Genomic DNA, 26,726 nt, shown 5'->3' with positions numbered 1-26,726 from the left:
TTTCCGGAGGTTTTTTCATGATCGCGTATTCCCTGCCCCGCTTTGCCGTCCGGCTCTTCGCCGCCCTCGGCCTTCCCCTGTCCCTGGCCCTTGCCGCCGCCCTTTCCGGCTGCGCCACGGACAGCGCCGGCCAGGAGGCGGCCGCCACCGCCCCGCCGCCGCTCGAAATCGTGGCCCACAAAGTCCACCGGGCCGATATCCCGCTGGGAATGGCCTTCATGGGCCAGACGGCCGGCTCCCGTGAAGTCGAGGTCCGGGCCAGGGTCGGCGGCATCCTCCTGCGCCGGGCCTATGAGGAAGGCCGGTCCGTGCACCAGGGCGATCTCATGTTCGAAATCGACCCCGCCCCGTTCCAGGCCGCCCTGGAGCAGGCCAAGGGGGCGCTCGGCCAAGCCGAGGCCACCCTGGCCCAGGCCAAGCGCGACGCCGCCCGCATGGAGACCCTGTACAAGGGCGACGTGGTGGCCAAAAAGGACTTCGACGACGCCAAGACCAGCCTGGAATCCACCACGGCCGCCGTGGAAACGGCCCGGGGCAAGGTCCGCGAGGCCTCGCTCAACCTGGAGTGGACCAAGGTCACGGCCCCGATCTCGGGCATGACCAGCAAGGAGACCCGGTCCGAGGGCAGCCTCGTCACCACCGCGGCCGACGGCAGCCTGCTCACCACCATCTCCCGGGTCGATCCGCTCTACGTCAACTTCTCCATGTCCGGCCAGGAGATGCTCCACCTGCGCAAACAGCTGTCCGAAGGGCGGGTGGTCATCGGCCAAAGCGGCGATTTCGTGGTCCGCCTGGTCCTTCCCGACGGCAGCGAATACCGGGAGCCCGGCCGCATCAACTTCACCGACACCCAGGTCGACGCCACCACCGGCGTGGTCAGGGTCCGGGCCGAATTCAAAAACCCCGACGCCTCGGTCCTGCCCGGCCAGTTCGTGCGGGTCCGCCTGGAAGGCGCGCGCTATAAAGACGTGCTGGCCGTGCCCCAGGGCGCGGTCTTGAACACCCAGCAGGGGGCCATGGTCTGGGTGCTCGATGAAAAAAACCAGATCGCCCCCCGGCCCGTGACCATCGGAGAGTCGGTCGGCAACGACTTCCTGGTGGAAAACGGCCTGTCCGACGGCGAACGCATCGTGGCCGAAGGCGTGATCAAGGTCCGCCCGGGCATGACCGTGCGCGTGCGCGACGACGCGCCGGCGGCTGCCGCGTCAACAGCTCCGGCCGGCGCCCCCGGCCCCAATAAGGCCGATGCCGCCGACGCCAAGGAGCCCCGTTCATGATCTCGCGTTTCTTCCTGGGCCGCCCGGTTTTTTCCATCGTCATCTCGCTGGTCATCATCCTGGCGGGACTGGCAGCGATCAAAAGCCTGCCCATCGCCCAGTATCCGGACATCGTTCCGCCGGAAGTCAACGTCACGACCGCCTACCCCGGGGCCAGCCCCGAGGTCATCGCCGCCACGGTCGCCGCACCCCTCGAGCAGCAGATAAACGGCGTCGACAACATGCTCTACATGCGCTCGACCAGCTCCGGCGACGGCTCGCTGTCCATGACCGTCACCTTCGCCGTGGGCACGAATCCCGACCAGAACACCATCAACGTCAACAACCGCGTCCAGGCCGCCCTGACCACCCTGCCCACGGAAGTGCAGCGCCAGGGCGTGACCGTGCGCAAGAAATCCTCCAACATCCTCCAGGTCGTAACCTTCGAGTCCCCGACCAAGCGCTACGACGCCGTCTACATCAGCAACTACGTGCTGGTGAACGTCCTCGACGAGCTCAAACGCCTGCCCGGCGTCGGCGATGCCTCCATTTTCGGGGCCCAGGACTATTCCATGCGGGTCTGGCTGCGGCCCGACAAGCTGGCCCAGCTCAAGCTCACGCCGGGCGACGTGGCCACCGCCATCCAGGAGCAAAACGCCCAGTTCGCGGCCGGCCGCATCGGCGCGGAACCCACCAATCCAGACCAGCCGGTGGCCCTCAACTACATGGTCACCACCAAGGGCCGGCTGCTCACGCCCGAAGAATTCGAGAACATCATCCTGAAGGCCCAGCCCGACGGCTCGGTCCTGCGCGTCAAGGACGTGGCCCGGGTGGAACTTGGGGCCAAGGACTACAATTCCGTCTCCAAGATCACCGGCAACCCGGCTGTCAACATCGGCATCTACCTGTCCCCCGGAGCCAACGCCCTGGCCACGGCCGACCTGGTCACGGCCAAGCTGGCGGAACTGTCCAAGCGTTTTCCCGAGGGCATCGCCTATAAAGTGCCGCTCGACACCACCACCTTCGTGCGCGTCTCCATCGAGGAGGTCGTCCACACCCTGGTCGAGGCCATGATCCTGGTCTTCCTGGTGGTGTTTCTCTTCCTGCAAAACTTCCGAGCCACCCTCATCCCCTGTCTGGCCGTGCCGGTCTCCATCATCGGCACCTTCGCCGGCATGTACGCGCTTGGCTTCACGATAAACACCCTGACGCTTTTCGGCATGGTGCTGGCCATCGGCATCGTGGTCGACGACGCCATCGTGGTGCTCGAAAACGTCGAGCGTATCATGACCGCCGAGCACCTTTCGCCACGGTTGGCCACGGCCAAGGCCATGGAGGAGGTGACGGGGCCTGTCATCGCCATCGTGCTGGTCCTTTGCGCCGTGTTCGTACCGGTGGCCTTTCTCGGGGGCCTGACCGGCCAGATGTACAAGCAGTTCGCCATCACCATCGCCGTGTCCGTGGTCATCTCGGGCCTGGTCGCCCTGACCCTGACCCCGGCTCTGTGCGCCTCGCTGCTGAAAGCCGGCCATCGGGAACCCAACCGATTTTTCCGCGCCTTCAACCGGCTTTTCGACAAGGTGACGGACGGCTACACAGCCAGCGTGTCCTTCCTCCTGCGCCACGTCGTCATCGCCCTGACGCTGTTCGCAGTCCTTTGCGCCGGGGCGCTGGCGCTTTTCCGCGTCGTCCCCGGCGGTCTGGTCCCGGACGAGGACCAAGGGTACATCATCGCGGTCAACATCCTGCCCGACGGCACGTCGCTTCGGGCCACCGAACACATCGACGACGCCATGGACGCCTTAAACGCCAAGGATCCCGTGGTCGAACACCAGATCACCATCACGGGCCTGGACCTTCTGACCTCCACCTACCGCTCCAACTACGGCACACTGTTCATTCCGCTCAAGCCCTGGGAAGAACGTCGAAAACCGGGTGAAAGCTCGTTCGACTTCGTCAAGCGCGTCTTCGGACGCGGCATGTCCCTGCCCAAAAGCATGACCCTGGCCTTCAATCCGCCGGCCATCACCGGCATGTCCAACACCGGCGGCTTCGAAGCCTACCTGCAAAGCCGCGGCGAAGGTTCCGTCCAGGATCTGGCCACCATGACCGAAAAGCTCGTGGCCGAGGCCAAAAAATATCCGGCCCTCGGGCGCGTGGCCACCACCTTCGGGGCCAACGTGCCGCAGTTGCGTGTGGATCTCGACCGGCAAAAGGCCAAAGCCCTCGGGGTGGCCATAAGCGACGTCTACGACGCCATGCAGGCCACCTTCGGCTCGTATTACGTCAACGACTTCAATAAATTCGGCCGTACCTTCCGGGTCCAGATCCAGTCCGATGCCGATTTCCGCGACCGGCCGGAAGACCTGCGCGACGTCTACGTGCGCTCGAGCAAGGGCGAAATGATCCCGCTGACCGCCCTGGCCACCATCGAGAAGTCCACCGGCCCCGAGGTCATGGAACGCTTCAACGTCTTCACGGCGGCCAAGATCATGGGCCAGCCCGCCGACGGCCACACCTCGAGCGAGGCCCTGGCCGCCATGGACAAGGCGGCGGCAAGCGTGCTGCCCTCCGACTACACCCTGGCCTGGACCGGCTCGGCCTATCAGGAAAAGGCGGCCCAGGGTTCGTCCATGTTGGTCTTCGGCATGGGCATCGTCATGGTCATCCTGATCCTGGCCGCCCAGTACGAACGGTGGTCCCTGCCGTTCGCCGTCATCATGGCCGTGCCCTTCGCCCTTTTCGGGGCCATTGCGGCGGTCTTCGGCCGGGGGCTCTCCAACGACATCTACTTCCAGATCGCGCTCGTGACGCTCATTGGCTTGGCCGCCAAAAACGCGATCCTGATCGTGGAATTCGCCGTGCTCGAGGTTCAGGCCGGCAAAACCTTGAGCGATGCGGCCCTTTCCGCCGCCAAACTCCGCTTCCGACCTATCGTCATGACCTCCCTGGCCTTCATCCTGGGCTGCCTGCCGCTGGCCATCTCCACCGGAGCCGGCGCCAACAGCCGCCACGCCATCGGCACGGGCGTCATCGGCGGCATGCTCGGGGCGACGCTCCTCGCGCCGCTTTTCATCCCGGTGTTCTTCAAGCTGATCATGAGCCTTGGCGCCCTGCTCGGCCGCAAGACGCCGGGCCCGGCCGCGCCTGACGCCCCGGCCGGCCCGCCCGCCTAAGGGAATCCTCCTCCCCCCCCACCCGCCCGGACAAAGCGGCCGACGCCCCCCTCGTCGGCCGCGATGCCCGGGCGGCTTTTTTTGAGGTCCTTCCGACTTTTCCGTGGGTAGGTGACCGGATATGGTCCGCCCCGGGAGGGTGACCATGAAGGACACGGACCTGTATTCTCGGATTCTGGGGCTGAGTGACCCGTGGTTTGTTGCCGACGTCGAGTTGGACACGGCGGGAGGCCGGGTGGACGTCCATGTTGATCATGTTGCCGGTGTCCGCTGGCGCTGTCCGACCTGTGGTCGCGAACTGGCTTGTCGGGATCATGCCGAGCCTCGGGTATGGCGTCACCTCGACACCTGCCAGTTCAAGACCTTCCTTCATGCCCGGATTCCGCGCGTCGAGTGCCCCGAGCACGGCGTGCTTCAGGTGAGAGTGCCTTGGGCCGAGGCTAAAGGGCGTTTTACCTTGCTCATGGAGCGCTTGATCATCGATGTGTTGCGCGAGTGCGCCACCGTGTCCGGCACCTGCCGGCTCATGCGGATCAGCTGGGATGAGGCCTGGAACGTCATGGATCGAGCCGTCCGGCGAGGGCAAACCAGGAAGAAGACCACCCCCGCACGCTATCTTGGTATCGATGAGAAGGCCTTCCGCAAAGGTCACGACTACATGACCGTGGTCTGCGACCTGCTTGGCGGAACAGTGGAGTTTGTGGCCCAGGATCGCAAGACCGAGAGCCTCGAGGACTATTACCGGCAGTTCACGGCGCAGCAACTCGAGCGCATCCGGGCCGTGGCCATGGACATGTGGGAACCGTACTTCAAGGCCACGATCAAGCACGTGCCCGATGCGGCGCACAAGATCGTCCATGACCGCTTTCACATCATGCAGCACGTGGGCCAGGCCGTGGACAAGGTCCGCCGGCAGGAACATCGCGAACTGCTCCGCCAGGAAGACGAACGCCTCAAGGGCACCAAGTACATCTGGCTTTACCGGGAAGAGAATCTGCCGGACAAGCACCGACCGACCTTGGAAGCCCTGAAGGCCACGAACCTGAAGGTGGCCAAGGCCTGGGCGATGAAAGAAAGCCTGGCCGGATTGTGGAACTACCTCAGCGTCGGCTGGGCAAAGCGGTTCATGAAACGCTGGCTGACCTGGGTGAGGAAGTCAGACTTGCCCCCGATGCGCAAGGTCGGGGAGATGCTCTCTCGGCATCTGGACAACATCCTGACCTTTTGCCGGCATCGGATCACCAACGGCGCGGCCGAGGGACTCAACAGCAAGATCATGGCCATCAAGCGCAGGGCGTGCGGGTACCGCAATCGGGAGCACTTCAAGACCGCTATCTACTTCTTCTGCGGCGGCCTGGACCTCTATCCTAGACAGGCCTGAACCCGGGTACCCACGGAAAATCCGGAAGGACCTTTTTTGAGAAGGTTTCTGTCCCAGGCACAAGGCCTCCCCTGACGCACTGGACGTCAGGGAATGGCTCGGCGAGGAAACAGCCCCGGGAAAACGGCGCAAGAAGGGAGGGGGAAACGAAGCCTCGTCCGGCCTTGGGAGGACAGGCCCGAGCCGCGGCCGGCTGGCGTGGAAATGGCGGAGCTCGTTGCGGGCTTCCCTGGTCAGGCGCGGCGGTCCGGGCTCAGGCCGGGGTCAGGACCGGGCCCGTCGGGCCTTGTCGATCCAGGCGATCTCCCGGCAGATGGAATCGGCCACCGCGGCTGTTTTGAGCTCCGGCGGCAGCACGCCCCAGGTGTAGGTCTCCACCTCCATAGGCGCATCGTCCGGGAAAAGAGGCAGGATCTCTTCCAAAAACGGCTGGGTGGTGTCGCATTCCGGCAGGCGGGACACAAAGACCGGCAGGTGGAAGTGGACGCGCCAGGAGGCCACGCCGGGAAGCCTCGCGGCCAGGGCCTCGGGCAGGTCGTCGAAGCGCGCAAGCGTGCCGTCCCGCCGCCGGGCCACGGCCTGGTGCAGGTAGACCGGCTCGGCGAACCGGGCCAGCCTGGAGAGGTCCCCGCCCTCCAGGTGCAGGGCCGAAGAGACCTGGACATGGCCCACCCGGATGCCGTGCCGGGCCAGCAGGTCCAGGGAGACGGCCGGGTCCTCGTATTGCAGGGCCTGATGGCAGCAGTCGTAGCAGACGCGCAGATGGTCCTCGACTTCCGGCCCGGTTCCCAGCCGGTCGAACAGGCCGACCATCTCGGCCGTGGTCTCGACCAGGCAGCCGGGCTCGGCCTCCACGGCCAGCCGGATGCGCCGGCCGGTGGCGTCGTACAGTTCGGCCAAGGCCGCAAGGGCCCGCCGCAGGTTGGCCAGGGCCAGCGGCAGGTCCGCTTCCGGGAAGCCCCGACGAAACCCCAGGGGCACCGTGGAAATCGAGCCCGCCTCCCCGGCCGGCAGCCAGGAGGCCAGGACCCGGGCCAAGCGCAGGGTGTAGGCCAGGCGTTCGGGATCGCGCCAGTCCGGGAGGTAAACGCTCTCCTTGACCGGCGTGTCGTGGAAGCGGCCGTAGGGAAAGCCGTTTACGGTCACGGCGTACAGGCCCCGCTCCCGCAGCCAGCCGCCGAAGGCCTCGGCCGCGCCCGGCTGGGCCAACTCCAGGCTGGCCCGGCCGGACAGCCGCAACCCGAGCGGAAAGGCCGCGTCCGGCGACAGCGCCGCCTTGACCGCGAGGCCGTGGCGGTCGAGCCCGGCCCGGATCTCGGCCAGGGTCTCGCCGGGATGGATGTTGGTGCAGTAGGTGATCGGATGCATGGGAAAACGCTCCTGCGCCTGGGATGCGTCCGTTCCCGCCTCTTTCCAGGCCGGAAGGCGCCGGGGAATCAGCCCTCCCGGCGGGACCCGGAAACGGAAGCCCTGGCCCGTATCTCGTCCCTGGCCGCGGCCATGCGGGCGAAATCGACCTCGTGGACCTCGATGCGGCTGCCAAGGCCGGTAAGCATGCTCAGATGCAGCCGGCCGCCCAGGTGTTCGCGAAAGGCGCCCACCGAGGCGGCCATGTCGAGGGCCGCCAGGGCCGGATGCCAGACGTCCAGGCCGATGTCCACAAGCAGCCTGAGCACGGCCTCGGCCTCGGCCGGGCCGATCAGGCCGATCATCCGGGAATAGACGGTGTCGAGGGCCACGCCGACGGCCACGGCCTCGCCGTGGCGCAACTCCCCGCCCGTCGCCTCTTCCAGGGCATGGGCGGCCCAATGGCCGAAATCCAGCGGCCGGGCCGAACCGAGCTCAAAGGGGTCGCCGCCGCCGGCGATATGCTGCAAATGGGCCACGGCGCAACGCCTGTTGGCCTCGTCGAGGACTTCGGGCTCGAGCGCGGCCAGACGCGGGGCGTTTTCCTTGAGCCAGGAAAAAAAGGCCGCGTCGCGCACGAGAGCCACCTTGACCGCTTCGGCCAGGCCGGCCCGGGCCTCGCGGGGCGGCAGGGTCTCGAGCAGGGCCTGGTCGTTTAAGACGGCATAGGGCGGGGCGAAGGTGCCGAGATAGTTTTTGCGGCCAAAGGCGTTGATGCTGTTTTTGACACCCACGCCGGCATCGTTCTGGGCCAGGGCGGTGGAAGGCATGCGCACGAGGCGCACGCCCCGGTGGGCCGTGGCCGCGGCGAAGCCGACCGCGTCCAGGACCGCCCCGCCGCCGATGGCCACGATGAAGGACTGGCGGCAAAGCCCGGCCTCCACCGTCAGTTTCCACACGGCCTCGAGGACCGCGAAATCCGCCTTGGCCCGCTCGCCGCCGGCAACGACCACGGGCGGGGCGGCCAGGACGGCCCTGTCGGCATGGGCGGCCACATAGGCTTCCAAGCGGCTTGGGAGGCCCGGATCGGCCGCGGCCAGGCCGCCGTCGACCACCACGCCCAGGCGGTGGGGGCCGGCCCCGGCCCGGCCCAGGATCCCGGCCAGGGCCGGATTGCCGGGATCAAAGGCCCGGCGGGTGAAGACGACCGGGAAATCGAACGCCACGGTGATGTGCTGGAACGTCGTTTGCGTCATGAAACCTCGATCCCTACCGAACAGATTCGAAAACACTACCCGCTTCCCCCGGCTTTTTCCAGGGCGGTGACGGAAAAAATCAGGCGGCAGGGCCGGCCAGTCACGCCGGCCCTGCCGGCCGGGTCAGCCCACCGGCAGGATGGCCCGGCCGTACTTTTCGTTTATGACCTCGGCCATGGCCAGATAGCAGGCGCTGGCGCCGCACAGGATGCCCTCGTACCCGGCCAGCCGGCCGATGGCCGCGGATTCCAGCCAGTCCCGGGCGGCCAGCAGGAAAAAGAGCACGGTCAGGGACCCGAAAACGAACTTGAGGACAAAGTTGGCGCCAAGAGTGCCGAGAAACATGAAAAAGGTAAAAAGGCCCCACAAAAAGAGATACCAGCCCATAAAGGCCTCGGGCGTGGGCTCGGCCAGCCCCATCTTGGGCAAGACGATGAGCCCGACCAGGGTCAGCCAGAAAAAGCCGTAGCTGGCAAAGGCGGTCAGGCCAAACGTGTTGCCCTTTTTGAATTCCAGGAACCCGGCCAGCACCTGGGCCAGGCCGCCGTAGAAGATGCCCATGGCCAGGACCATGGAGCCGATGGGGAAAAACCCGGCGTTGTGGATGTTGAGCAGGATGGTGGTCATGCCGAAGCCCATGAGCCCGAGCGGTGCCGGATTGGCCAGTTTCGCCTCCATGATGCGCCTCCTTGAAGGTGATCGGATGTGAAGCCGGGCGAACCCGCCGCTGTCCGCATCGGCCGTGTGTGATGGGCGGTAGAGGCTTTGGAGGGACCTGTAAAGACTTGACAGGAGATCGGCGGGCGCGGGCCCAACTCCGGGGTCAGGCCGTCTCCACCCGGTCGCGGCCGAGTCCCTTGGCCGCGTAGAGGGCCTGGTCGGCCCGGGCGAGCAGGCCCACGCCGTCCTCGCCGGACCGGGCCTCGACCACGCCGAAACTGCAGGTGAGCCGGCCCGGGCCGGACGTGTCCGGAGCGGAGACGGCCTGCCGCAGGGTCTCGGCCAGGAGATAGGCGTCGGCGAGGCGCATGCCCGGGCAAAGGACCAGGAACTCCTCGCCGCCCCACCGCCCGACGGCGAACTCCGGCGGCACGGCCCCGCGCAGCCGGCCGGCGACGGCGCGAAGGACCTCGTCGCCCCGCTGATGCCCGTGGCGGTCGTTTACGAGCTTGAAATGGTCGATGTCGAGCATGACGAGGCTAAGCGGCGTTCCCGCCTCGGCCATGGCGCAAAGCCCCTGGCCGAGCAGCGCGTCCACGCGCTGCCGGTTGGCCAGGCCCGTCAACATGTCCGTGGTCGAAAGCCGGACGAGTTCGCGGTTTGTGAGCGCCAGCTCGGCGTGGGCCTCGGCCAGACGGTTCTGGGTCTCCTTGAGTTCGGAGATGTCGACCGCGATGGAATACTTGACCACCCGGCCGTCGGGCCAGGTCATGGTCCGAACCTGCATCTGGTACCACCGGTCGTCCACTTCGTTGAAATGTTCGAAAACAAGTGTTTCGCCGTTGGGCAGGCCCGTTTCGGTCAGCAATTCGGCCATGCGGCAGTTGAGGCACGGGGTGTCGCGCTCGTAGAGCACCTTGTGGCAGGTGCGGCCGGCGTTGTCGCCGAACCGTCCGATAAAGGCCTTGTTGCTGTAGACAAACGTGTAGCTGGCCGCTTCGACCACGTAGATGCCAAAGGGGATGAGATCGAAGTGGCTCTCGAACAGGGCGTTTTCCATCATGGGGCGACACCGGGAGCGGACGGCAGGATGACGGCCACCGTGGTCCAACCGGGAGTGGCGGCGTCGAGCTCGATTTGGCCGCCATGGGCCCGGGCCGCCAGGGCCGCGGAATAGGCCCCGAGGCCGGTGCCGCCCCGCTTGCCCATGGTGACGTATTTCGCGAACATCCGGCACCGGATCGGTTCCGGCACCTCGCCCTGGTTGGTGACGGCCACGAGCACCCGGTCCCGGTCGCGCACCAGGTCGATCGTCACCTCGCCGCCCATGGGCGAGGCCTCGAGGCCGTTGACCACCAGGTTCTGGAGCATGGGGCCAAGGAGCAGGACATCGCCGGAATAATCGAGCCGCTCTCCCGGGGCCAGGGGCCGGCCGGCCAGGCTGACGCGGATCTTCCGGCCCCGGGCCACGGGCATGGTGGCCATCCGCGCGGCCGTGCGCCGGGCCAGGTCGGCCAGATCGACGGCTGTGGGCGAAAGGACGTAGGCGCCGGTTTCCAGGCGGAAAAGGACCAGGGATTGGTTCAGCATTTCGAGCATGGAGTGGCCGGCCTGTTCGATCAGGCGCACCGCGTCCGCAGCCGCGTCGGGCAGATCGTAATTGTCGAGCAGGACCTGGGGCAGGCCGATCAGGGCCGAGAGCGGGGCCTTCAGGTCATGGCGGGCGATGCGCTCCACGTGTTCGCGAAGCTCGATATTTTCCTGGAGGATGCGGTTTTGGGCCATCAGCTCCCGGTTGCGGATGGCCAGCTCGGCGTGGGCCTCGGCCAGGCTGTTTTGCGTCTCCTTGAGTTCGGAGATGTCGACCGCGATGGAATACTTGACCACCCGGCCGTCGGGCCAGCCCATGGTCTTTTCCTGCATCTGGGCCCAGCGCTCGTCGCGTTCGTTATAGTGGTCGTAGACCACGGTGACGCCGTTTGGCATGCCAGCCGGGGTCAGGAGCTCGGGGATGCGGCAGTTGAGGCACGGCGCGTCGCTCTCGTAGAGGACCTCGTGGCACTTGCGGCCAAGGCCGGCCCCCAGGGCGTCGCGAAAGTGCTTGTTGACGAACACCAACTCGTAGGTCGCCACATCCACGACATAGATGCCGAAGGGGATGACGTCGAAGTGCGTCTGGAGCAGGGCGCTTTCGAGCATGGAAGCATTCATGGCAGATACTTGGCCGCCACGGTTTCCAGGGTTTCGGCCAGTTTTTCCTTTTTGACGGGTTTGAGCACATAGCCCTTGGCCCCGGCCTCGATGGCGTCCATGACCATCTGCTCCTGGCCGTGGGAGGTGACGATGACGATGCGGGCGGCCGGATCGGCGGCCATGATCAGGCGCGTGGCCTCGATGCCGTTCATGTCGGGCATGGTGATGTCCATGGTGACCATATCCGGGGCGACGGCGGCGTAGGCGTCCACGGCCTCCCAGCCGGTCGTGGCCGTACCCGCCACCTCATGGCCCAGTTCTTCCAGCAGCTTGGCCATTTTCTTCACGGTGAGGCCCGAGTCGTCCACCATCATGATGCGAAGCGCTCTCATGCCCTACTCCTTCACATACTCAAGGGAGTCGTTAAACAGTTCGCCCGGTCCGATCAGGTGGATGCTCAGGTTGCCCGCGGCCGTGGCCAGCTCGGCCGAGGCGAATTTCGCCCCCCGGTGGCGCATGACCGACTTGGCCTCGGTCAGGATGATGGGCGGAGACAGGGCGATGGCCGGGCCTTTGGCGGCGATGTCGGCCAGGGCGTTGCCGACGATGATGTTGATGATGTCGCCGGCCGTTTCCTGGATGGCGTCGTCGCGTTCCCCGGGATCGATGTCGAGGTCGGCGGTATAGGCGGTGAAGGCCGCGTCGATGAGCGCGGCCTCGAAGCTGTAGGCCAGGTAGAGCTTGAGGGCGCCCGTGGCGCTCATGATGGCCGTCAGGTGCTTGAGATCGAGCTTTTGCACGTCGTCGATCTGGAAAGACCGGCTGGTGATGCCGATGCCGAGCTCTTCCCGGAAAAAGGCCTCGGTCCTGCGGTTCAGGGCGTCCAGGAACGCGTTGACGTCCAGGTGTTCGATCATACGTTCTCCAACGAAGCGTCTGGCCGGTCCAGGGGCACGTCCACCACAAGCCGCGTGCCCCGGCCCGGACGGTTTTCCAAAAAGACCCGGCCGCCCAGGCGCTCGGCCTCGGCCCGGACCGCGGACAGGCCCACGCCCCGGCCGGAAAGTTCCCCGGCCACCCGCCGCGAGGTGAAGCCGTCGCGGAAAACGAGATCCAGGATGGCGGCGTCGTCCATGGCCGCCAGTTCCTCCGCCCCGCCAAGGCCCAGCTCGAAGGCGCGGGTCCGGACCGACCCGATGTCCACGCCCCGGCCATCCTCGGCCACTTCGATCCGGACCCGGCCGTCCTCGGCCGCCACACGGCAGGCGATGCGGCCGGCCGGATCCTTGCCGGCCGCGGTCCGTTCGGCCGGTGTTTCGAGGCCATGGTCCACGGCGTTTCGAAAGACGTGGACGAGGCTTTTGGCCAGGGGCCCGAACCGGGCCGGATCGACCGGGAGGCTGTCGCCTTCCACGTCAAAGGGAACAAGCGACTTCCCCCTGGCCGCGGCCAGGCGGCCGGCCGTCCGGGGATAGGCGGACAAAAGCTTTTTGAGATCCACGAACCGCAGGGCCCGGGCCGCTTCCAGGACCGCCACGTCCGCCGGCGAAAAGCCATCCTCGCCACGCCGGGCCAGAAGCTTTTCCGCCAGCCTGGACAGGGCGTCGGCCAGTTCGCCGCCAAGGCAGACTTCGCCCCGCCGGGTGAAAAACTCCGGCCCCAGGGCCTCGCGCACCACGTCCAGGTCCTCGGACAGGGCCGCGTCCACGGCCGTGTCGGCCAAAACGGCCGCAAGTCCGGCCCGGTCCGCGCCTCCGGCCTGGCGCAGGGCGGCAAGCCGGCCTTCCATGTCGTCCAGGGCCCGGGCCACGTGGGCGCATTCGAGCTGGAGGAAGAGGCCCTTTAAGGTGTGGACCTGCCGGTAGACGACGTCCAGGGCCGCCCGCCCGTCCGGGGTGTCGGCGGCCCCGGCGGCACCGTCCCGGCGGAAGGCGGCAAAGGCGTCGAGGACCGTGAAAAAGTCCCGCTGCTCGCGCACCACCGCCACCACGCAGGCAAGCCGGTTGCGCTCCCTGGCCACGGCGTCCTTCAGACGGACCTCGCCGGTGACGTCGGTAATGACGAACATGAGCCGGCCGTCCTCCAGGGGACGGTAGGCCAGCCGCAGGCTGGCCCCGGCCCGCACGACCCGGGCCGGCATGAGGGAAAGGTAGAGGGAGCGGCGGTAGGCGTCCGGCTCGTCGAGGACGCGGCGGACGTTGCCGGCCATGGTTTCGCCGGCCGCCGGGTCGTCCGGGAAAAGGAGCCCGGCCACGTCTTTCCCCTCGATGTCCCCGCCGAAGAGGTGGCGGCACTCCTGGCTGTACTGGGGTTCCACCAGGCCGTCCGGGCCGACGGACAAAAAGCCCTGGCCGGCGTTGTCGAGGAGCGCGGCCAGGCGCCGGTTGGTGGCGTCCAGGGCCTCGTGGGCCTGGCGCAGGGCCCGATTGAGGCGGGAAAGCTTGCGGTTCCACCAGACCACCACGGCCATGACCACGGCGGCCCCGGCCAGGACCTTCCACAGCAGGGCGTAGTCGAACTTTTGTTCGAAGGTGACGGCCACCCACTTCTTGATGATGGCGTCGGATTCCTCGGTGGTCAGGGAATTGACCGCTTTTTGGAACAGCGAGGCCAGCTCCGGCTCGTCGTCGCGGCTGGCCACGGCCAGATCCAGATGGGCGTCGAGGCGGCCGGCGATCTTGAGGTCGCTGAAGTGGTCCTTGGCCATGGCCTGGCTGATGGCCGGGACGGTGTCGATATAGCCGAAGAGCTTGCCCTCGGCCACGAGCCGCAGCCCTTCGGACACGCTGGCCACTTCCATGAGGCGGATGTCCGCGTATTTGGCCCGCAGGATGTCGAGACTGGCGTAGCCATTGACCACGCCGAGGGTCTTGCCGGCCAGGTCGGCCGGATCGTTGACGAACGGGGCCTTGGCCTGGGTGGCCACGACCATGGGGAAACGCAGGTAGGGCGAGGAGAACAGCAGAAAGCGGCGGCGGTCTTTGGTCTCGCCGGCGGCGGGCAGGAAGTCGCAGCGCCTGTTCTTGACCGCGGCCAGGGACTGGCTCCAGGAACTCGTCGGCACGAGCACCACGGGCACGCCCAGCCGCTCGCCCATAAGGGACAGGAAATCCGCGGAAATGCCGATATGGCGGCCGTTCTCGTCGATGCGCTCGATCGGGGCCCAGTCCGGGTCCACGCAGTAGGCCAGGGCTTTTTTCCGGGACAGGTACTCCCGCTCCCGGTCGGTCAGGGCAATGGAGGGTCCGGGGGCCCGTCGTTCCCCCTGTTCGGCCGACCGGTCCCCGCCCTGCATGCCGTCCTTGTAGACCGGCAGCCACTTGGCGAGCAGGACCGCCTTCTCCCCTTCGGTCACGGAGTCGTGGGCCTTCTGGAGAATGGAGGCCAGAAGCGGCCAGTCGGTCCGGACCAGGGAAAAGATCTCGAACTGGTAGTCGAGGACGCCGGAAATCTTGACGTTGGCAAGCCCCGCCTTGCGTATGGCGTAGGCGGCGACGGCCATGTTCTCCACGGCCGCCTCGGCCTTGTGGGTGGCGACCAGGGTCAGTCCGGCCACGGGATCGGGCGTCTCGACCAGGGACAGGCCCGGGGCGCGCTCCCGCAGGTACTCCTCGGCGGTCGAGCCCCGGGCCACGGCCACGTTCTTGCCGGCCAGGGTTTCGAGGGAATAGGCCACCCCGTCGTCGCGCGAGGCCACGGCCAGGGGAAAACGGAAAAACGGACCGGCGAAAAGGGCGTAGGCGGCCCGGTCGGCGGTCTTGCCCGTGCCGTCGATCAGGTCGATGCGCTTGTCGCGCAGGGCGTCGAGCACGACCTGGAAGTCCAGGCCGTCGCCCAGGGGGACAAAGCGAAAAGCCAGGCCCGTGCGCTCGGCGATGAGCGCGTAATAGTCGTGGAAAAGCCCCTGCTGCCGGCCGTCGGCCACGATGGACAGCGGCTGCCAGTCCACGTCGCTTATGGTCACGACCGGATGGGCTGCGACAAAGGCCTTTTCCTCGGGTGTGAGATCGAGGGCGGCGGCCACGGTCCGGGAGGCGGAAACAACACACAGCAGCGCCGACAGGACGACGCAAAAAAAAGCGTGCCGGAAAAACGCACGGAAGAGACGCGTAAAGAGCTTCATAGGGTACCGCTTGTCGTCTGGCGGGACGATAGCCCAACGGGTTCCGATTCCCAACAAAAAAAAGACGCCCCGGCCGGCCGGTCAGGACATCTCCAGGCATATGGCGTGGGTAAGACCGACCATGTTCCCCTCCCCGCGAAACGCGCCCACAACCGGCGCCGCGTCCTCGGGGTCCGGGGCCGCGGCCACGGCCACATGGCGGTCGGCCACGGCCAGGCCGAGCGACGGATCGAAGCCGCGCCAGCCGCCGCCCGGGAGATACGCCTCGGCCCAGGCGTGCAGGTCCCTCTCCCCGCTTTCCGGCTCGCCTTCATGATAGCCGCTGACGAACCGGGCCGGCAGGCCGACGCGCCGGCAGGCGGCCAGGAAAAAGACCGCCAGATCGCGGCAGGCCCCCTGCCCGCGCGCCAGGACCGCGTCCGGGGAAAGAAGGCCGGGCTCCGGACGCGCGACCGTGGCCAGCCGGCCGGCCATCCAGCCAAGAAGCGCCTGGGCAAAGGCCTGGGGCCCTCTCGCCCCGTCCCGGACCAGCCGGTCGGCCAGGGCGGCGGCTTCGCCGTGCGGGGCCCGGACCGGGGCCAGGCAGGGCGCGGCCGAGGCGGCCGCCGCCTTGGACAACGGCACGGGCAGGACATCGGCGCCCTGGTCGGGAAGATAATCAAAAGGGTTTGGCCGCAGCGTCTCGCCGCGCGCCGTGGTCGTCACCACCAGCCGGTCGGCCAGCCCCCCAAACCAGGCCGCGACCACGGTGTTGCCGTGGAGATCGGTCAGAAGCGACCGGCCGGCCGGCTCGGGCTCGATGGCCACGTCCAGGGCGTGGAGACGCTGGGACCCGTCGCCGCGCGGCACGAGCCGGATGTGGTGGGGCTCGAGGAACACGGGACGGTCGAAGGCGTAGGCGGTGCGGTGCGTGAGACGATACTGCACGGGCTACTTCGGGGGCAGGGGATCGCAGGCAGCCCGGTGGGAGACCTTGGTCAGCTTGGAGGCCACGTTGTCGATCCACTCCGAGGGCAGGTCGTGGACGAGGCCGCGCAGGTGCTCCTGCCACCAGGAGGAAATCTCGGCCAGATCCTCCTTCTCGTAGCGGTGCTGGACGAGATCGAGGCAGCCCTTGTGGTAGAGGACCACGTCGATGGGAAAATCCACGTCCGAGGCGCTGATGCGGGTGGAATCGAAGGCCAGGCAGCCGACTTTGAGGGCCATGCGCAGGGAATCGGAGTACTTGAGCGTCCGGTCGAGGACCGGCTTGCCGTACCCGCCCTCACCGATGATGTGGTACGGCGTACCCGGGGTGATCTCCACCCAGTTGCCTTCGGGATAGACCAGAAAGAGCTTGTGGGAGCGGTCGCCCGTCAACTGGCCGCCGATCAGGGCGCACAGGTCGAAGCGCAGCCCGGAGTCGGCCAGGAAGGCCTTGTCCTCGGTTCCCACACGCCGCAGTTCGGCGGCAAAGGCGTTGACAGCCTTGTAGAGCTTGTCAAAGGGCTCGGAGCGGACCTCCAGGGTCTCGTCGAAATAGGTGAGCGTCTTGTCGCGCACCGAACGCAGGCCCGAGGTCATGAGAAAAAAGGCGCCGTTGCCGTTCTGGTAGGTGGTCACCTTCTGGGCGCTGGTCAGTTCGTTGCCGGAGGTGATGCGGGTGTCGGCGATGCCGACCAGTCCTTCCTCGACCGTGATGCCCAGGCAAAATGTCATGGCGTCAAGTTTCTCACTGTTGGCTGGCGGCGTCAATAGCCGGAAAGGTTGAGAAAAACGTGGCGAACACGGCCTCGTCCACCAGGTTCATGCGCGTCTGCAACGTGTCCGTGAATTCGTGGAGCCCCAGGGCGAAAATCTCGTCCACGCCGCTGTAGGCCAGGTCGCCGCAGAGATGCCCCAGGCGCTTTTCCGCCGGATTGGAGAAATACCCCATGGTCGTGCCGGTGATGGCGTGCAGGCACTCCTTGGCCTTGGTCAGGCAGCACAACACGGACCGGGGAAAGTCGTGGTCCAGGAGCAGGAACTCGACGATGCGGTCGGGCTGGATGCGGCCGTGGCGGCGGCGGTAGGCCTCCAGGGCGCTTATGGCCTTTAAAAGGGCCGCCCACTGCACGTAGTCGAGGTTGGTGCCCACATCCGCCGGATGGGGCAGGAGGATGAAGTATTTGACGTCCAGGATGCGCGAGGTCTTGTCCGCCCGTTCGAGCAGCCGGCCGAGACGGAAAAAATCCCAGGCCTCGTCGTGGGACATGGCGTCGCCGGCAATGCCGCTTATGGTCAGGTCGCGGCGCTTGACCTCGTCGCAGAAGCGGTAGGGGTTTCGAAGGACCTCCTCGCCGTTGCGGGCCGCCTCGCGCACCAGATGGTAAAACGTGTTGATCTGCTCCCACATCTCGGAGGGGATGATCTCGCGGATGGTGCGGGCGTTGTCCCGGGCGTGGGACAGGCAGGACACGATGGAGTTGGGCGAGGCCGCGTCAAAGGCCAGGAAGCGGATGACGCTCGTGCGGTCGTGGCCGAGCCCCCGCTCGGTGAACCGGTCGAACTCGCCCATGGCCCGCACCAGCGGCAGCCATTGCTCGGTCATCTGCCCGGGCGTGTCCAGGGTGAGGTGCCAGTTGACGTCGAGGAAACGGGCGATATTCTCGGCCCGTTCGAGATAGCGGCTCATCCAGTAGATGGCGTCGGCCACGCGACTGAGCATGGGTCCTCCTGCAAATCGGTCGCTTGCGGCCGCCGGCGCGGCCATATGCCTCAACCCCGCCGGCCCTGCTCCTGCCCCCGCTTGTCGGCGGCCGGGGCGGCCGCGGCCGCCCCCGGTCCGAGGACCCAGGTGTCCTTGCTGCCGCCGCCCTGGGAGGAGTTGACCACCAGCGACCCCTTTTTAAGGGCCACCCGGGTGAGTCCCCCGGGGATGACCCGGATGTCCTCGCCGTAAAGGACGTAGGGCCGCAGGTCCACGTGGCGGCCCTCGAACCGGTCGCCGACAATGACCGGGGTGCGCGAGAGGCCGATGGTCGGCTGGGCGATGTAGTTCCGGGGATCGGCCTCGATCTTGGCGGCAAAGGCCCGGCGTTCCTCGGGCGTGGCCGCAGGGCCGACCAGCATGCCGTAGCCGCCGGATTCGGCCGCGGCCTTGACCACCATGGTGTCGAGGTTTTGGAGCACATGGCGGCGGGCCTTGTCCTCCCAGCACAGGAACGTCTCCACATTCTCGAGAACCGGTTCTTCGCCGAGGTAGTAGCGGATCATCTTCGGCACATAGGCGTAGACCACCTTGTCGTCGGCCACGCCCGTGCCCGGGGCGTTGGCCATGGCCACCCGGCCGGCCTTGTAGACCTCCATGAGGCCCGGCACGCCGAGGAGCGAATCCGGCCTAAAGACCCGGGGATCGAGGAAATCCTCCCCGACCCGCCGATAGAGGACATCCACGCGCTTAAGGCCCCTGGTCGTGCGCATGTGGACGTAGCCGTCGGCCACGACCAGGTCCCGGCCTTCGACCAGCTCGATGCCGGCCTGCTGGGCCAGGAAGGTGTGCTCGAAATAGGCGGAATTGAAGACGCCCGGCGTCAGGAGGGCGGCCGTCGGCCGGGCGGCGCCGGCCGGGGCGATGGCATGGAGCATGTCGAGCAGAAGCGGCGCGTAGTCGTCCACCGGCCGGATGTCCATGGCCTCGAAGACCTCGGGAAAGGTGCGCTTGAGGATGCGGCGGTTGGCCAGGACATAGGAGACCCCGGACGGGCAGCGCAGGTTGTCCTCCAGGACCAGGAACCGGCCGGCCTCGTCGCGCACCAGGTCCGTGCCCGTGATGTGGCACCAGACCCCGCGCGGCGGCGAAAGGCCCCGGCACTCCGGAAAGTAGCCGGACGAGGACTCGACCACCGACCGGGGCACCACCCCGTCGGCCAGGATGCGGCCCTGGCCGTAGATGTCATTGATAAAGAGGTTGAGGGCATGGATGCGCTGGACGAGCCCCCGTTCGAGGCCTTCCCACTCGGCCGCCTCGATGACCCGGGGGATGATGTCGAAGGGAAAGATCTTTTCCGTCCCGTCCTCGTGGCCGTAGACGGTAAAGGTGATGCCCATGTCGTAGAGGGCCTGCTCGGCCGATGCCTGGCGGGCCAGAACCTCGCCCGGCGGCAGGGACAGGATTTTTTCGTAGAGCAGGCGGCAGCCGGGCCGGGGTGCGCCGTCCGCCCCGAACATCTCGTCGTGAAAGGGGCCGCGGTCGTAGCCGGCGAAGTCCATCTTCCGGGACATGGGGGAGCCTCGCTGCCGGTGGTGACAGGGGGCCTGGCCGGACGCGCGAAAAACCCACACAAGGCTTGCGGCGCCGCCGACCTTCCCGGCCTGATTGACTTTTTTGTTAAACGATGCGTCACAGCCCTGTCAACGGCAATCGCGCTTCCGGCCCGGGACCGGTGGACAGGAGGCGGTTGCGGGCATACCAGGGAGCCATGGACTCCCCTGCCCACAACACCCTGGTTCGGGCCGTGGCGGACATCCTCGCGGCCGGGCTGCCCCAGGACGAGGCCGTGGCCCACTTCATCCGCTCGACCCACGGCGACCTGCCCCCGGACGCCCTGGCCGCCTTGCTCGCCGACCCGGGCGATCCCCAGGCGGCGAGCCTCATCGAACTGCTCCTTTTCCCGGGCGAGGCCGTCGCCCTGGCCCTGGAACCGGCCCTGGCCGCTGCCCGTCCGGACGAAGCCGAAGCGGCGCTTTTGGCCGAAGAACTGGCCGGGCGCGTCACCCGGGCCGTGGCCGTCCTGCCGGACGGTTCCCGGCTTGTGGTGCCGCTTTCCCCGGACGATGTCCGGCGGTTCGTCGGCCGCCTGGCCCCGACCCGGACCCTGCCCGGGGAAACGGCGGCCCTGCTCGCCGCCCGGTTCGGCCCGGACGCGGCCTTGTCTCTGGCCGTGGCCGCCCGCCAGACCGGCCCGGACTGGACGCCCGGGGCGGCCTCGTTTTTCCGCTCCCTGGCCGAACGCCTGCCGGGCGGCGCGCCAAACGCTTCCGAGATCCTCCGCTACGTCCTGCGCTTCCTGGCCGGCCTTCCGGCCGGGGCCCTGCCGCTCCCGGCGCTCGTCGCCCGGCGCGGGCAGCTCTCCGCCCAACTCCGGCGCGCCCGGCTCCAGGAGGAGACTCTGGCCAAAAGCAATTTCGAGACCCTGCTCCTGACCGGGGCCCGCCTGCCCTACCTGCACGCCCCGGACATCCGCCGGGAACTCGATTTCGCCGATGCGGCCATCCTGGCCGTGACCGGCCGACCGGCCCCGGATACCCTGGGCAGCTGCCTGGATCTGGGCACGTTTTCGGATATGGACGGGATGCTGGCCGCCCTCGGCGACCCGGAGCGGTGAACCGGCGGCGCGGCCGGGGCGGCCTGTCCCGCCGCCCCGGCGCGGGGAAAGAAAAGGAAACCGATCAGGTCCCGGACGCCGGGACGGCGGCCTCGACGGCCGGGGCGACCAGCGGCCGTTCCGGCAGGCGGACCCGGAAATGGGTGCCCACGCCCGGTTCGGACGTCAGATCGATGGTGCCGCCATGCTTGGCCACCATGTCGTTGGCGATGAAAAGCCCAAGCCCGGTGCCCTTGAGCCCTTTGGACGAGAAAAAGAGGGTGAAGGCCTTTTCCCGGGTCTCCTGGTCCATGCCCATGCCGTTGTCCGTGATGTCGAAAATCACCTGCCCGTCCTCGCGCGAGACCGCGAATTCGATGTGCCGCTCCGTTTTGGACGTGTCGCCGAGGCAGGCATCCACGGCGTTTTCCAGGATGTTGACCAGGGCGGCCGACAGGTTGCCGGCGTCGACGTCCATGGCGCCGAGCTCCTGGCCGATGGCCGCGGTCAGGGTCACGCCCTCCCGGGCGGCCTTGGGCGCCACGGTCTGGGCGATGCCGGAGGCGAAGGCGGCCACGTCCACGGTCTCCGGGGCAAGCTCCCGGGACTTGGCGTAATAAAGGACGTTTAGGACCAGGGCCCGGACCCGGCCGACCAGCGTCTTGACCGCTTCGGCCGCAGCCTCGGCCCGGGGCGCATCTCCGCGCTTGAGCCCGGATTCCACCCGGTAGACCGCGCCCTCGAGGGCCGTCAGCATGCCCTTGACCCCGTGGGAAATCGACCCGAGCATGAGCCCAAGGGAGGTCAGGTGGCTCTGGAGCTGGCGGATGCTCGTGATGTCGGCCGACATCTCCATGACTTCGACCACTTCGCCGGCGGCGTTGCGGATGGCGGCGGTGCTGATGAGCACGTTTCGCTGCTGGCCGCCCTTGGTAGTGACCACCGATTCCTGGTAATGCGGCTGGCCGTCGGCAAAGGTCGCCTCGGCCGGGCAGTCCGGGCAGGGTTCCGAGCGGTGCTTGAAGGCGTCGTAGCAGGTCCGCCCCACGCTCTCGCCGAAGTCCTCGGCGAACCGGTGGTTGTTGGCCACGATCCGGCAGTCCGGGCCCCGGACCGCGATATAGCAGGGCGTGGCGTCGAAAAGATCCATGTACTTCTGCTGGGTGACCCGCAGTTCTTCCTGGAGGCGCTTGATTTCGCTGACGTCGACGGCCATCTCGAGGACCAGCTCGACCTTGCCGTCGGTGGTGGCGATGGGCGAGGTGTGGACCATGACCGGCAGCTCCCGGCCGTTTTTGCAGAGCATGGTCTCCCGGGACCGCTGGCCCTTGCCGGTCTCGAAGGTCTTCCAGACCGGCCCGTCGAAGCCGCGAAGGGCCTGGCCGACGTAGACCTCCCAGCTGTGGTGCCCGACCATGTCGCCGAGACGCTCCTTGTAGAGCTGGTTGGTGGCCACCACCTCGAGGGAGGCGTTGTGCACGGCCACGAAGCACGGCATCTCGTTGAAATAGCCGGCCCCGTCCCCGAAATCGGCGGACAGGCCGGAAATGGCCTGGCACATGGTCTCGACCATCTGGCCGGCGGCCACCTGCCGTTCGAGTTCGACCACGCGGCTCGATTTCTCGCGCACGAGCTTTTCGAGATTCTGGGTGTACTGGCGCAGTTCCCGGCGAAGGGACAGTTTCTCGTCGATGCGCTTTAAGGCCGCGTCCAGGATGTCGTGGTTGATGGGCTTGGTGACGAAATCGGCGGCCTCGTACTGCAGGCAGTTGATGGCCAGGTCCATATCGCCGTGCCCCGAGATCATGACCACCTCGGTGTCCGGACTCCTGGCCTTGATGCGCTTTAAGAGTTCGAGCCCGTCCATGACCGGCATCTTGATGTCGGTCAGGACGATCGAGGGATTGACCTCGTCGAACATGGCCAGGGCTTCCTCGCCATTGGCGGCGGCATGGACCACATAGCCGAGGTCGGCCAGAAAAAGGCCCAGAAACCGACGGATGTCTTCCTCGTCGTCGACAAGGAGCAAGGTCTCGCTCATGGAGGTCCTTCGCGGCAGCTCGCACTGCTGGCCAGGCATAGGGGCCGTCCCGGCCGGGACGGCCCCTTGTCAGCGGACGTCAGGACCCGATGGTCTGACGGACCACGCGCAACACTTCATCGGCATCGAAAGGCTTGGCCAGGAAGGCCGCGGCCTTGGGGATGATGTAGCCGAGTTCCGAGTGGCCGGTGATGACGACGATGGGAATGGCGGCCAGGCCGCTGTCCTTGGCGATGGCCCGGCTCACCCAGGGACCGGACTTGTCCGGCATTTCGACGTCCAGGGTGATGAGGTCCGGCCGCAGGTCCTTGAGCAGTTCCAGCGCGGCGTCACCGCTTTCCGCGGTGACCACGTTGTAGCCGTTGTCGGTGAAAAGGGCTTCGAGGTAGTCGCGGATGTTGGGATCGTCGTCCACCGTCAAAATGGTCTTCTTGGTCATGGCTCCACTTCTCCTTTGCTTGGAGGGACAGGCGCTCGCGGCACGGGCGCGAGCCTGGCCCGGGACCCGAAACCGGCGCGTCTGCCGCGCCGGCCGTGCGGGTTCCGGGCCGGGCCGGGCCCATGGCGGTCCAGTGTCGCGTCCATGAAAAAAGCAAATACTTTTTTAATGAACAATCATCGCAGATGATTATTTTTTCTTAAAAAATACTGACGTATTTTTTAAGGGTCGCAACACTAGGCCTCCGCCACCGGGGGCAGCTTGTCCGGCCGGTTGATGCTGATCACGGGGCAGGTGGCCCGCACCAGGACCTGTTCCAGCGTGGTGCCGAAAGGCCGTTCGTCGGCATCGGCATCCCGGGAATGGTGGGCCATGACGATGAGGTCAGCCTGCCGCTCGCGGGCGAACTTGACGATTTCAACATACGGCGAACCTTCCCAGACTTCCAGGGTGGTCCGTTTGGCCAGGTCGCCCAGATTGGCGGCGTACTCGACCTGCAGCTTGCGCCGGGCCTCGGCCAGCCGGCCCTCGATGCCCTCCTGGGTCAGGGCGATGGGGGACTGGAGGCGGCCGAGATCCAGGCAGTGGAACAGGTGCAGGTCGCCCTGCACCTCCCGGGCAATGGCCTGGGCCAGCTTGAAGGCGGAGTCCGACGCCTTGGAGAAGTCCGTGGCGTAGACGATATTGGAGAAGCCGCCCCAGAAGGAGGCGGCCGGGCGGCTGACGGTCAAAACCGGACAGCGGGCGGCCTTGGCCACCTTCTGGTGAGTGCCGCCGATGACGCCGCGACGGTAGAAGCCGCCGGCCTCCAGGCCCGCGCCCCGGGCGCCCATGACGATCAGGTCCGCGTCCTCCTGGCGGGCGATGCGCAGCACCTCCCGGGAAGGGTTGCCGACGGCCAGGGCGATGCGGTTTTTCGGACAGGCGGACATCTGGACGGCATAGGTGGTGCGCAGCTCCTCGGCCACCCCTTCCAGGTATTCCGCGTCCGGGTCCACTTCCTCGCCCGTGCGCACATCGAGCACCAGGTTGCTGTCCCCCTTGCCCACGATGCCCAGGCAATGGAAGACGACGATTTCCGAGCCGTAGCGGCTCGCCATGTCGAAGGCCACCCGGGCCGCGCTGTCGCATTCCGGCGCGCCCGACGTCGCAAACACTATCTTGCCAAACATTCCGACCCCCATGGAGCTTGAACGGTCCGTTGTTCGTTGCCGCGCCAATCCCGGCCCTATTCCTCGTCGTCCTCTTCCTTGGGCTTCAGGTGCTCGGGCACGATGACCATCTTGATCAAAAGCGGCTTGAGGAAAGACCAGTCGATGTGGATGTGGTACTCTTCCTCGAGGTCGCGGATGGCGTCCCAACAGTTGTGGCACGGGGCGATGACCAGACTGGCTCCGGTCGCCAGAATCTGGTCACGCTTGGTCAAAAGGGCCTTGTTGCGCTGGGGGCGGAACTTGCCGATGCCGTTGAATCCGCCGCCGCCGCCGCAGCAGTAGTTATGCTCCCTGTTGGGCGTCATTTCAACCAGATACCCGGGCTCCACGAGGTAGCTCAGGATCTCGCGGGCGGTGTCGGCCAGGCCCCAGTTGCGGATGTAGTTGCAGGAGTCCTGGTAGGTGACCTTCTGCTTGATCCGCTTGGTCGGGTCGATCTTGAGCTTGCCGGTGCGAAGGGCCTCGGCCACCCACTGCACGTAGTGGATGTAGGGCGCGGGCGGCTGGCCGTCGGCCCGGCCGGCCCAGTAGGGGCCCTCGATGACGGTGGCCCGGTGGGCGTGGCCGCACTCGGTGCCGATGACGCGCTTGGGTTTCAAGCGCTCGATGGCCGCGTAGACGTTTTCCACCTGCAGCTTGCAGGCTTCCCAGTCTCCGGCGAACATGGAGAGGCTGGTCTGCTCCCAGCCTTCCGAGGGCACGGTCCAATTCTCGCCGGCGATATGGAAGAGGATGGCCGCCTCGGCCAGGTCCTCGGGATAGTGCTTGGGCTCGCGGGCATTGCACGTGTACATGATGTCCGCGTTTTCCTTGTCGATGGGGATTTCGAGCCCGGGCCAGTCGTCCTGCTGCTCTTCCTCCATCCACACGCACGTCTCGGTCCAATCCTCGGTGGTCACGTCCATCTGGGCCCGGTAGACCCGGTGCATGCCGGCGCCGATCTTGAGCTCCCAGGGCACGAATCCCTGGGAATAGAGCAGGCCGCGCGTGTAGCCCATCATGACGCCCATGTCGATGCCGTGCGGGCAATACATGGCGCATCGGTTGCAACAGGTGCACTGGGACCAGGCCACTTCCATGGCGTGGCGCATGAACGCGTTGTCCACGTCGCCCTTGCGGCGCACCATCTCGCCAAGCGTGCTCTGGATCTTGTACGACGGGACCTGCTTGGGGTCCCGGTCGTTGACCAGATACAGGAAGCAGGAGTCGGCGCACAGGCCGCACCGGGCGCAGACGTCGAGCCAGGTCTGGGTCCGGGATTTGCAGGTTTTCTGGATGGTGGCCCACAGCTTTTCGCGGTCCACCTCCAGCTCCATCATTTCCTGGTAATATTTCGTGCCGCGCGTATCGGAAAGCAGGGCTTTGAGGTCCTCTTCCGTCGTGATCGGCTTCTTATTGCAGTAGATTCCTTCAGGCATACCCTTTCACTCCTTGGCCGTGACCAGGCCGGCCGTTTCTACCAGACGATGCCGCTGCCACGCTGGCCGCCGCGTTTGACGCCGAAGTCCACCCCGATCTGGGCCCGGGAGCAGAAAAACAGCACCACGTGGGACAGCTTGGTAAAGGGAATGGCAATGAGCCAGATTTCGCCGGTGACGATGTGGGCCAGAAGCCAGGCGTTGTTGTCCCCGCCCTGGTGGGCGGCCACGAAGCCGGTGACCAGCGGGGCCAGGCTTATGGCCATGATCCACAGGTCGTGGGCGGTGGTGATGATGCGCACTTCAGGCAGGCCCATGCGGCGCAAGACGATAAACACCCCGGCCAGGATGGCAAGGATGGTCAGCACGTCGGCCAGGCCGGCCGGCAGGGTCGGCCAGGAGAGGCCGAAGCGTTCGGACACCAGCATCACGTGGGCGAAGAGAAAGAGCGGCACAATGACCAGCCCGATGTGCATCAGAAAGAAGGCGGTGGCAAAGACCGGCTTGGCCCGCCAGCTGCACGAGGCATAGGGGGTCAGCCAGTGGAAGATGGACTTGAGCGCACCCTTTAGGGCCAGATCGCGGTAGTGGCCGTAGGGGACGCGGTCGAGCTGCCAGCTCAACCCTTTGACGTATTTGACGACGCGCCAGGCGCAGCCGACGATGCAGATGGCAAACGACAGCCACAGCATCGGACCTGTCAGGAATGCATACATGGTCTTCTCCTTTAGCTCGAGGTCCGATCGGCCTAGTAGCGCCGATTGCGCTCTTCCCGCCCCGTCAGGAAGTGCCAGAAGCCGATGAAGCAGATCAGCACGACGCCCATGAGCACGTAGGTAATGCTCTTGTTGTGCAGCATCAGGTCTTGCAGGGTATTGAACATGGCCTGTCTCCCTTT

At 66.7% G+C, this 26,726-nt stretch carries 22 protein-coding genes; 4 read left to right on the top strand and 18 right to left on the bottom strand.

The annotated features are described in order from the left end of the window. Positions 1–17: 17 nt before the first annotated feature. The 3 genes from DFW101_RS01935 (at position 18) to DFW101_RS01925 (ending at position 5,813) form a co-directional block, all read left to right on the top strand. On the top strand, positions 18–1,277 hold the full coding sequence (locus DFW101_RS01935) for an efflux RND transporter periplasmic adaptor subunit (protein WP_009179852.1): 1,260 nt from the start codon (positions 18–20) through the stop codon (positions 1,275–1,277). After that, the gene (locus DFW101_RS01930) at positions 1,274–4,432 is read left to right on the top strand and encodes an efflux RND transporter permease subunit (RefSeq protein WP_009179851.1); all 3,159 of its coding nucleotides are present in this window, start codon (positions 1,274–1,276) and stop codon (positions 4,430–4,432) included. Before DFW101_RS01935 ends, DFW101_RS01930 begins: the two co-directional genes overlap by 4 nt. 145 nt (positions 4,433–4,577) lie before the next feature. After that, positions 4,578–5,813, top strand: a complete 1,236-nt coding sequence (locus tag DFW101_RS01925) for an ISL3 family transposase (RefSeq protein ID WP_009179504.1) — start codon at positions 4,578–4,580, stop codon at positions 5,811–5,813. 264 nt (positions 5,814–6,077) lie between these two features. Here DFW101_RS01925 and eboE read toward each other — a convergent pair whose 3' ends face one another. The 12 genes from eboE to DFW101_RS01865 all read right to left on the bottom strand — a co-directional run bounded on the left by eboE (position 6,078) and on the right by DFW101_RS01865 (position 19,634). Beyond that, positions 6,078–7,181 carry a metabolite traffic protein EboE gene (gene eboE / locus DFW101_RS01920; RefSeq protein WP_009179850.1) on the bottom strand — a complete coding sequence of 368 codons (1,104 nt, stop codon included), beginning with the start codon at positions 7,179–7,181 and terminating at the stop codon, positions 6,078–6,080. Positions 7,182–7,249: 68 nt separating this feature from the next. Beyond that, positions 7,250–8,416 (bottom strand): 3-dehydroquinate synthase, encoded by a 1,167-nt coding sequence (locus tag DFW101_RS01915; RefSeq protein ID WP_009179849.1) that lies wholly within the window; start codon positions 8,414–8,416, stop codon positions 7,250–7,252. Between the two features lie 123 nt (positions 8,417–8,539). Next, positions 8,540–9,121: an acetate uptake transporter gene (locus tag DFW101_RS01910; RefSeq protein ID WP_268743551.1), complete on the bottom strand. Its 582-nt coding sequence runs from the start codon at positions 9,119–9,121 to the stop codon at positions 8,540–8,542. 118 nt (positions 9,122–9,239) lie between these two features. Further along, positions 9,240–10,139: a sensor domain-containing diguanylate cyclase gene (locus tag DFW101_RS01905; protein ID WP_009179847.1), complete on the bottom strand. Its 900-nt coding sequence runs from the start codon at positions 10,137–10,139 to the stop codon at positions 9,240–9,242. Beyond that, on the bottom strand, positions 10,136–11,275 hold the full coding sequence (locus tag DFW101_RS01900) for a PAS domain-containing sensor histidine kinase (protein ID WP_232286127.1): 1,140 nt from the start codon (positions 11,273–11,275) through the stop codon (positions 10,136–10,138). The genes DFW101_RS01905 and DFW101_RS01900 overlap by 4 nt, the downstream gene beginning before the upstream one ends. 8 nt (positions 11,276–11,283) lie before the next feature. Continuing rightward, entirely contained in the window at positions 11,284–11,661 is a 378-nt protein-coding gene (locus DFW101_RS01895; protein ID WP_009179845.1) for a response regulator, read from the bottom strand. Positions 11,662–11,664: 3 nt separating this feature from the next. Then, positions 11,665–12,186 carry a chemotaxis protein CheX gene (locus tag DFW101_RS01890; RefSeq protein ID WP_009179844.1) on the bottom strand — a complete coding sequence of 174 codons (522 nt, stop codon included), beginning with the start codon at positions 12,184–12,186 and terminating at the stop codon, positions 11,665–11,667. Beyond that, positions 12,183–15,392 carry a transporter substrate-binding domain-containing protein gene (locus DFW101_RS01885; RefSeq protein WP_009179843.1) on the bottom strand — a complete coding sequence of 1,070 codons (3,210 nt, stop codon included), beginning with the start codon at positions 15,390–15,392 and terminating at the stop codon, positions 12,183–12,185. The genes DFW101_RS01890 and DFW101_RS01885 overlap by 4 nt, the downstream gene beginning before the upstream one ends. 81 nt (positions 15,393–15,473) lie before the next feature. Further along, positions 15,474–16,319, bottom strand: a complete 846-nt coding sequence (locus tag DFW101_RS01880; RefSeq protein ID WP_009179842.1) for a transglutaminase family protein — start codon at positions 16,317–16,319, stop codon at positions 15,474–15,476. A gap of 3 nt (positions 16,320–16,322) precedes the next feature. After that, entirely contained in the window at positions 16,323–17,090 is a 768-nt protein-coding gene (locus DFW101_RS01875) for a proteasome-type protease (RefSeq protein ID WP_009179841.1), read from the bottom strand. Positions 17,091–17,103: 13 nt separating this feature from the next. Next, complete coding sequence (locus tag DFW101_RS01870; protein WP_009179840.1) at positions 17,104–18,078, bottom strand: alpha-E domain-containing protein; 975 nt, start codon at positions 18,076–18,078, stop codon at positions 17,104–17,106. Between the two features lie 50 nt (positions 18,079–18,128). Beyond that, complete coding sequence (locus DFW101_RS01865) at positions 18,129–19,634, bottom strand: circularly permuted type 2 ATP-grasp protein (protein ID WP_009179839.1); 1,506 nt, start codon at positions 19,632–19,634, stop codon at positions 18,129–18,131. Between the two features lie 197 nt (positions 19,635–19,831). Here DFW101_RS01865 and DFW101_RS01860 point away from each other — a divergent pair, with 197 nt between their 5' ends. Then, on the top strand, positions 19,832–20,737 hold the full coding sequence (locus tag DFW101_RS01860) for a hypothetical protein (RefSeq protein ID WP_009179838.1): 906 nt from the start codon (positions 19,832–19,834) through the stop codon (positions 20,735–20,737). Positions 20,738–20,801: 64 nt separating this feature from the next. Here DFW101_RS01860 and DFW101_RS01855 read toward each other — a convergent pair whose 3' ends face one another. From DFW101_RS01855 to hmcD, 6 genes are all read right to left on the bottom strand, one after another. Beyond that, positions 20,802–22,757 carry a hybrid sensor histidine kinase/response regulator gene (locus DFW101_RS01855; RefSeq protein WP_009179837.1) on the bottom strand — a complete coding sequence of 652 codons (1,956 nt, stop codon included), beginning with the start codon at positions 22,755–22,757 and terminating at the stop codon, positions 20,802–20,804. Between the two features lie 79 nt (positions 22,758–22,836). Continuing rightward, a complete protein-coding gene (locus DFW101_RS01850; protein ID WP_009179836.1) occupies positions 22,837–23,196 on the bottom strand; it encodes a response regulator in 360 nt (119 codons plus the stop codon). Positions 23,197–23,432: 236 nt separating this feature from the next. Continuing rightward, positions 23,433–24,368 (bottom strand): universal stress protein, encoded by a 936-nt coding sequence (locus DFW101_RS01845; RefSeq protein ID WP_009179835.1) that lies wholly within the window; start codon positions 24,366–24,368, stop codon positions 23,433–23,435. 56 nt (positions 24,369–24,424) lie between these two features. Further along, complete coding sequence (gene hmcF, locus DFW101_RS01840; protein ID WP_009179834.1) at positions 24,425–25,828, bottom strand: sulfate respiration complex iron-sulfur protein HmcF; 1,404 nt, start codon at positions 25,826–25,828, stop codon at positions 24,425–24,427. A 38-nt stretch (positions 25,829–25,866) separates the two neighbouring features. Beyond that, the gene (gene hmcE / locus DFW101_RS01835) at positions 25,867–26,544 is read right to left on the bottom strand and encodes a sulfate respiration complex protein HmcE (protein ID WP_009179833.1); all 678 of its coding nucleotides are present in this window, start codon (positions 26,542–26,544) and stop codon (positions 25,867–25,869) included. 32 nt (positions 26,545–26,576) lie between these two features. Continuing rightward, a complete protein-coding gene (gene hmcD / locus DFW101_RS20125; RefSeq protein WP_009179832.1) occupies positions 26,577–26,711 on the bottom strand; it encodes a sulfate respiration complex protein HmcD in 135 nt (44 codons plus the stop codon). Positions 26,712–26,726: the final 15 nt, after the last annotated feature.

This window comes from Solidesulfovibrio carbinoliphilus subsp. oakridgensis (genome assembly GCF_000177215.2).
Classification (GTDB): domain Bacteria; phylum Desulfobacterota; class Desulfovibrionia; order Desulfovibrionales; family Desulfovibrionaceae; genus Solidesulfovibrio; species Solidesulfovibrio carbinoliphilus.
This window is presented reverse-complemented; position numbering and strand designations above follow the sequence as displayed.

Coding starts and splice junctions, on each gene's coding strand:
- DFW101_RS01935 (WP_009179852.1), top strand. CDS start 18: ATGATCGCGTATTCCCTGCCCCGCTTTGCCGTCCGGCTCTTCGCCGCC.
- DFW101_RS01930 (WP_009179851.1), top strand. CDS start 1,274: ATGATCTCGCGTTTCTTCCTGGGCCGCCCGGTTTTTTCCATCGTCATC.
- DFW101_RS01925 (WP_009179504.1), top strand. CDS start 4,578: ATGAAGGACACGGACCTGTATTCTCGGATTCTGGGGCTGAGTGACCCG.
- eboE (WP_009179850.1), bottom strand. CDS start 7,181: ATGCATCCGATCACCTACTGCACCAACATCCATCCCGGCGAGACCCTG.
- DFW101_RS01915 (WP_009179849.1), bottom strand. CDS start 8,416: ATGACGCAAACGACGTTCCAGCACATCACCGTGGCGTTCGATTTCCCG.
- DFW101_RS01905 (WP_009179847.1), bottom strand. CDS start 10,139: ATGATGGAAAACGCCCTGTTCGAGAGCCACTTCGATCTCATCCCCTTT.
- DFW101_RS01900 (WP_232286127.1), bottom strand. CDS start 11,275: ATGCTCGAAAGCGCCCTGCTCCAGACGCACTTCGACGTCATCCCCTTC.
- DFW101_RS01895 (WP_009179845.1), bottom strand. CDS start 11,661: ATGAGAGCGCTTCGCATCATGATGGTGGACGACTCGGGCCTCACCGTG.
- DFW101_RS01890 (WP_009179844.1), bottom strand. CDS start 12,186: ATGATCGAACACCTGGACGTCAACGCGTTCCTGGACGCCCTGAACCGC.
- DFW101_RS01885 (WP_009179843.1), bottom strand. CDS start 15,392: ATGAAGCTCTTTACGCGTCTCTTCCGTGCGTTTTTCCGGCACGCTTTT.
- DFW101_RS01875 (WP_009179841.1), bottom strand. CDS start 17,090: ATGACATTTTGCCTGGGCATCACGGTCGAGGAAGGACTGGTCGGCATC.
- DFW101_RS01870 (WP_009179840.1), bottom strand. CDS start 18,078: ATGCTCAGTCGCGTGGCCGACGCCATCTACTGGATGAGCCGCTATCTC.
- DFW101_RS01865 (WP_009179839.1), bottom strand. CDS start 19,634: ATGTCCCGGAAGATGGACTTCGCCGGCTACGACCGCGGCCCCTTTCAC.
- DFW101_RS01860 (WP_009179838.1), top strand. CDS start 19,832: ATGGACTCCCCTGCCCACAACACCCTGGTTCGGGCCGTGGCGGACATC.
- DFW101_RS01855 (WP_009179837.1), bottom strand. CDS start 22,757: ATGAGCGAGACCTTGCTCCTTGTCGACGACGAGGAAGACATCCGTCGG.
- DFW101_RS01850 (WP_009179836.1), bottom strand. CDS start 23,196: ATGACCAAGAAGACCATTTTGACGGTGGACGACGATCCCAACATCCGC.
- DFW101_RS01845 (WP_009179835.1), bottom strand. CDS start 24,368: ATGTTTGGCAAGATAGTGTTTGCGACGTCGGGCGCGCCGGAATGCGAC.
- hmcF (WP_009179834.1), bottom strand. CDS start 25,828: ATGCCTGAAGGAATCTACTGCAATAAGAAGCCGATCACGACGGAAGAG.
- hmcE (WP_009179833.1), bottom strand. CDS start 26,544: ATGTATGCATTCCTGACAGGTCCGATGCTGTGGCTGTCGTTTGCCATC.
- hmcD (WP_009179832.1), bottom strand. CDS start 26,711: ATGTTCAATACCCTGCAAGACCTGATGCTGCACAACAAGAGCATTACC.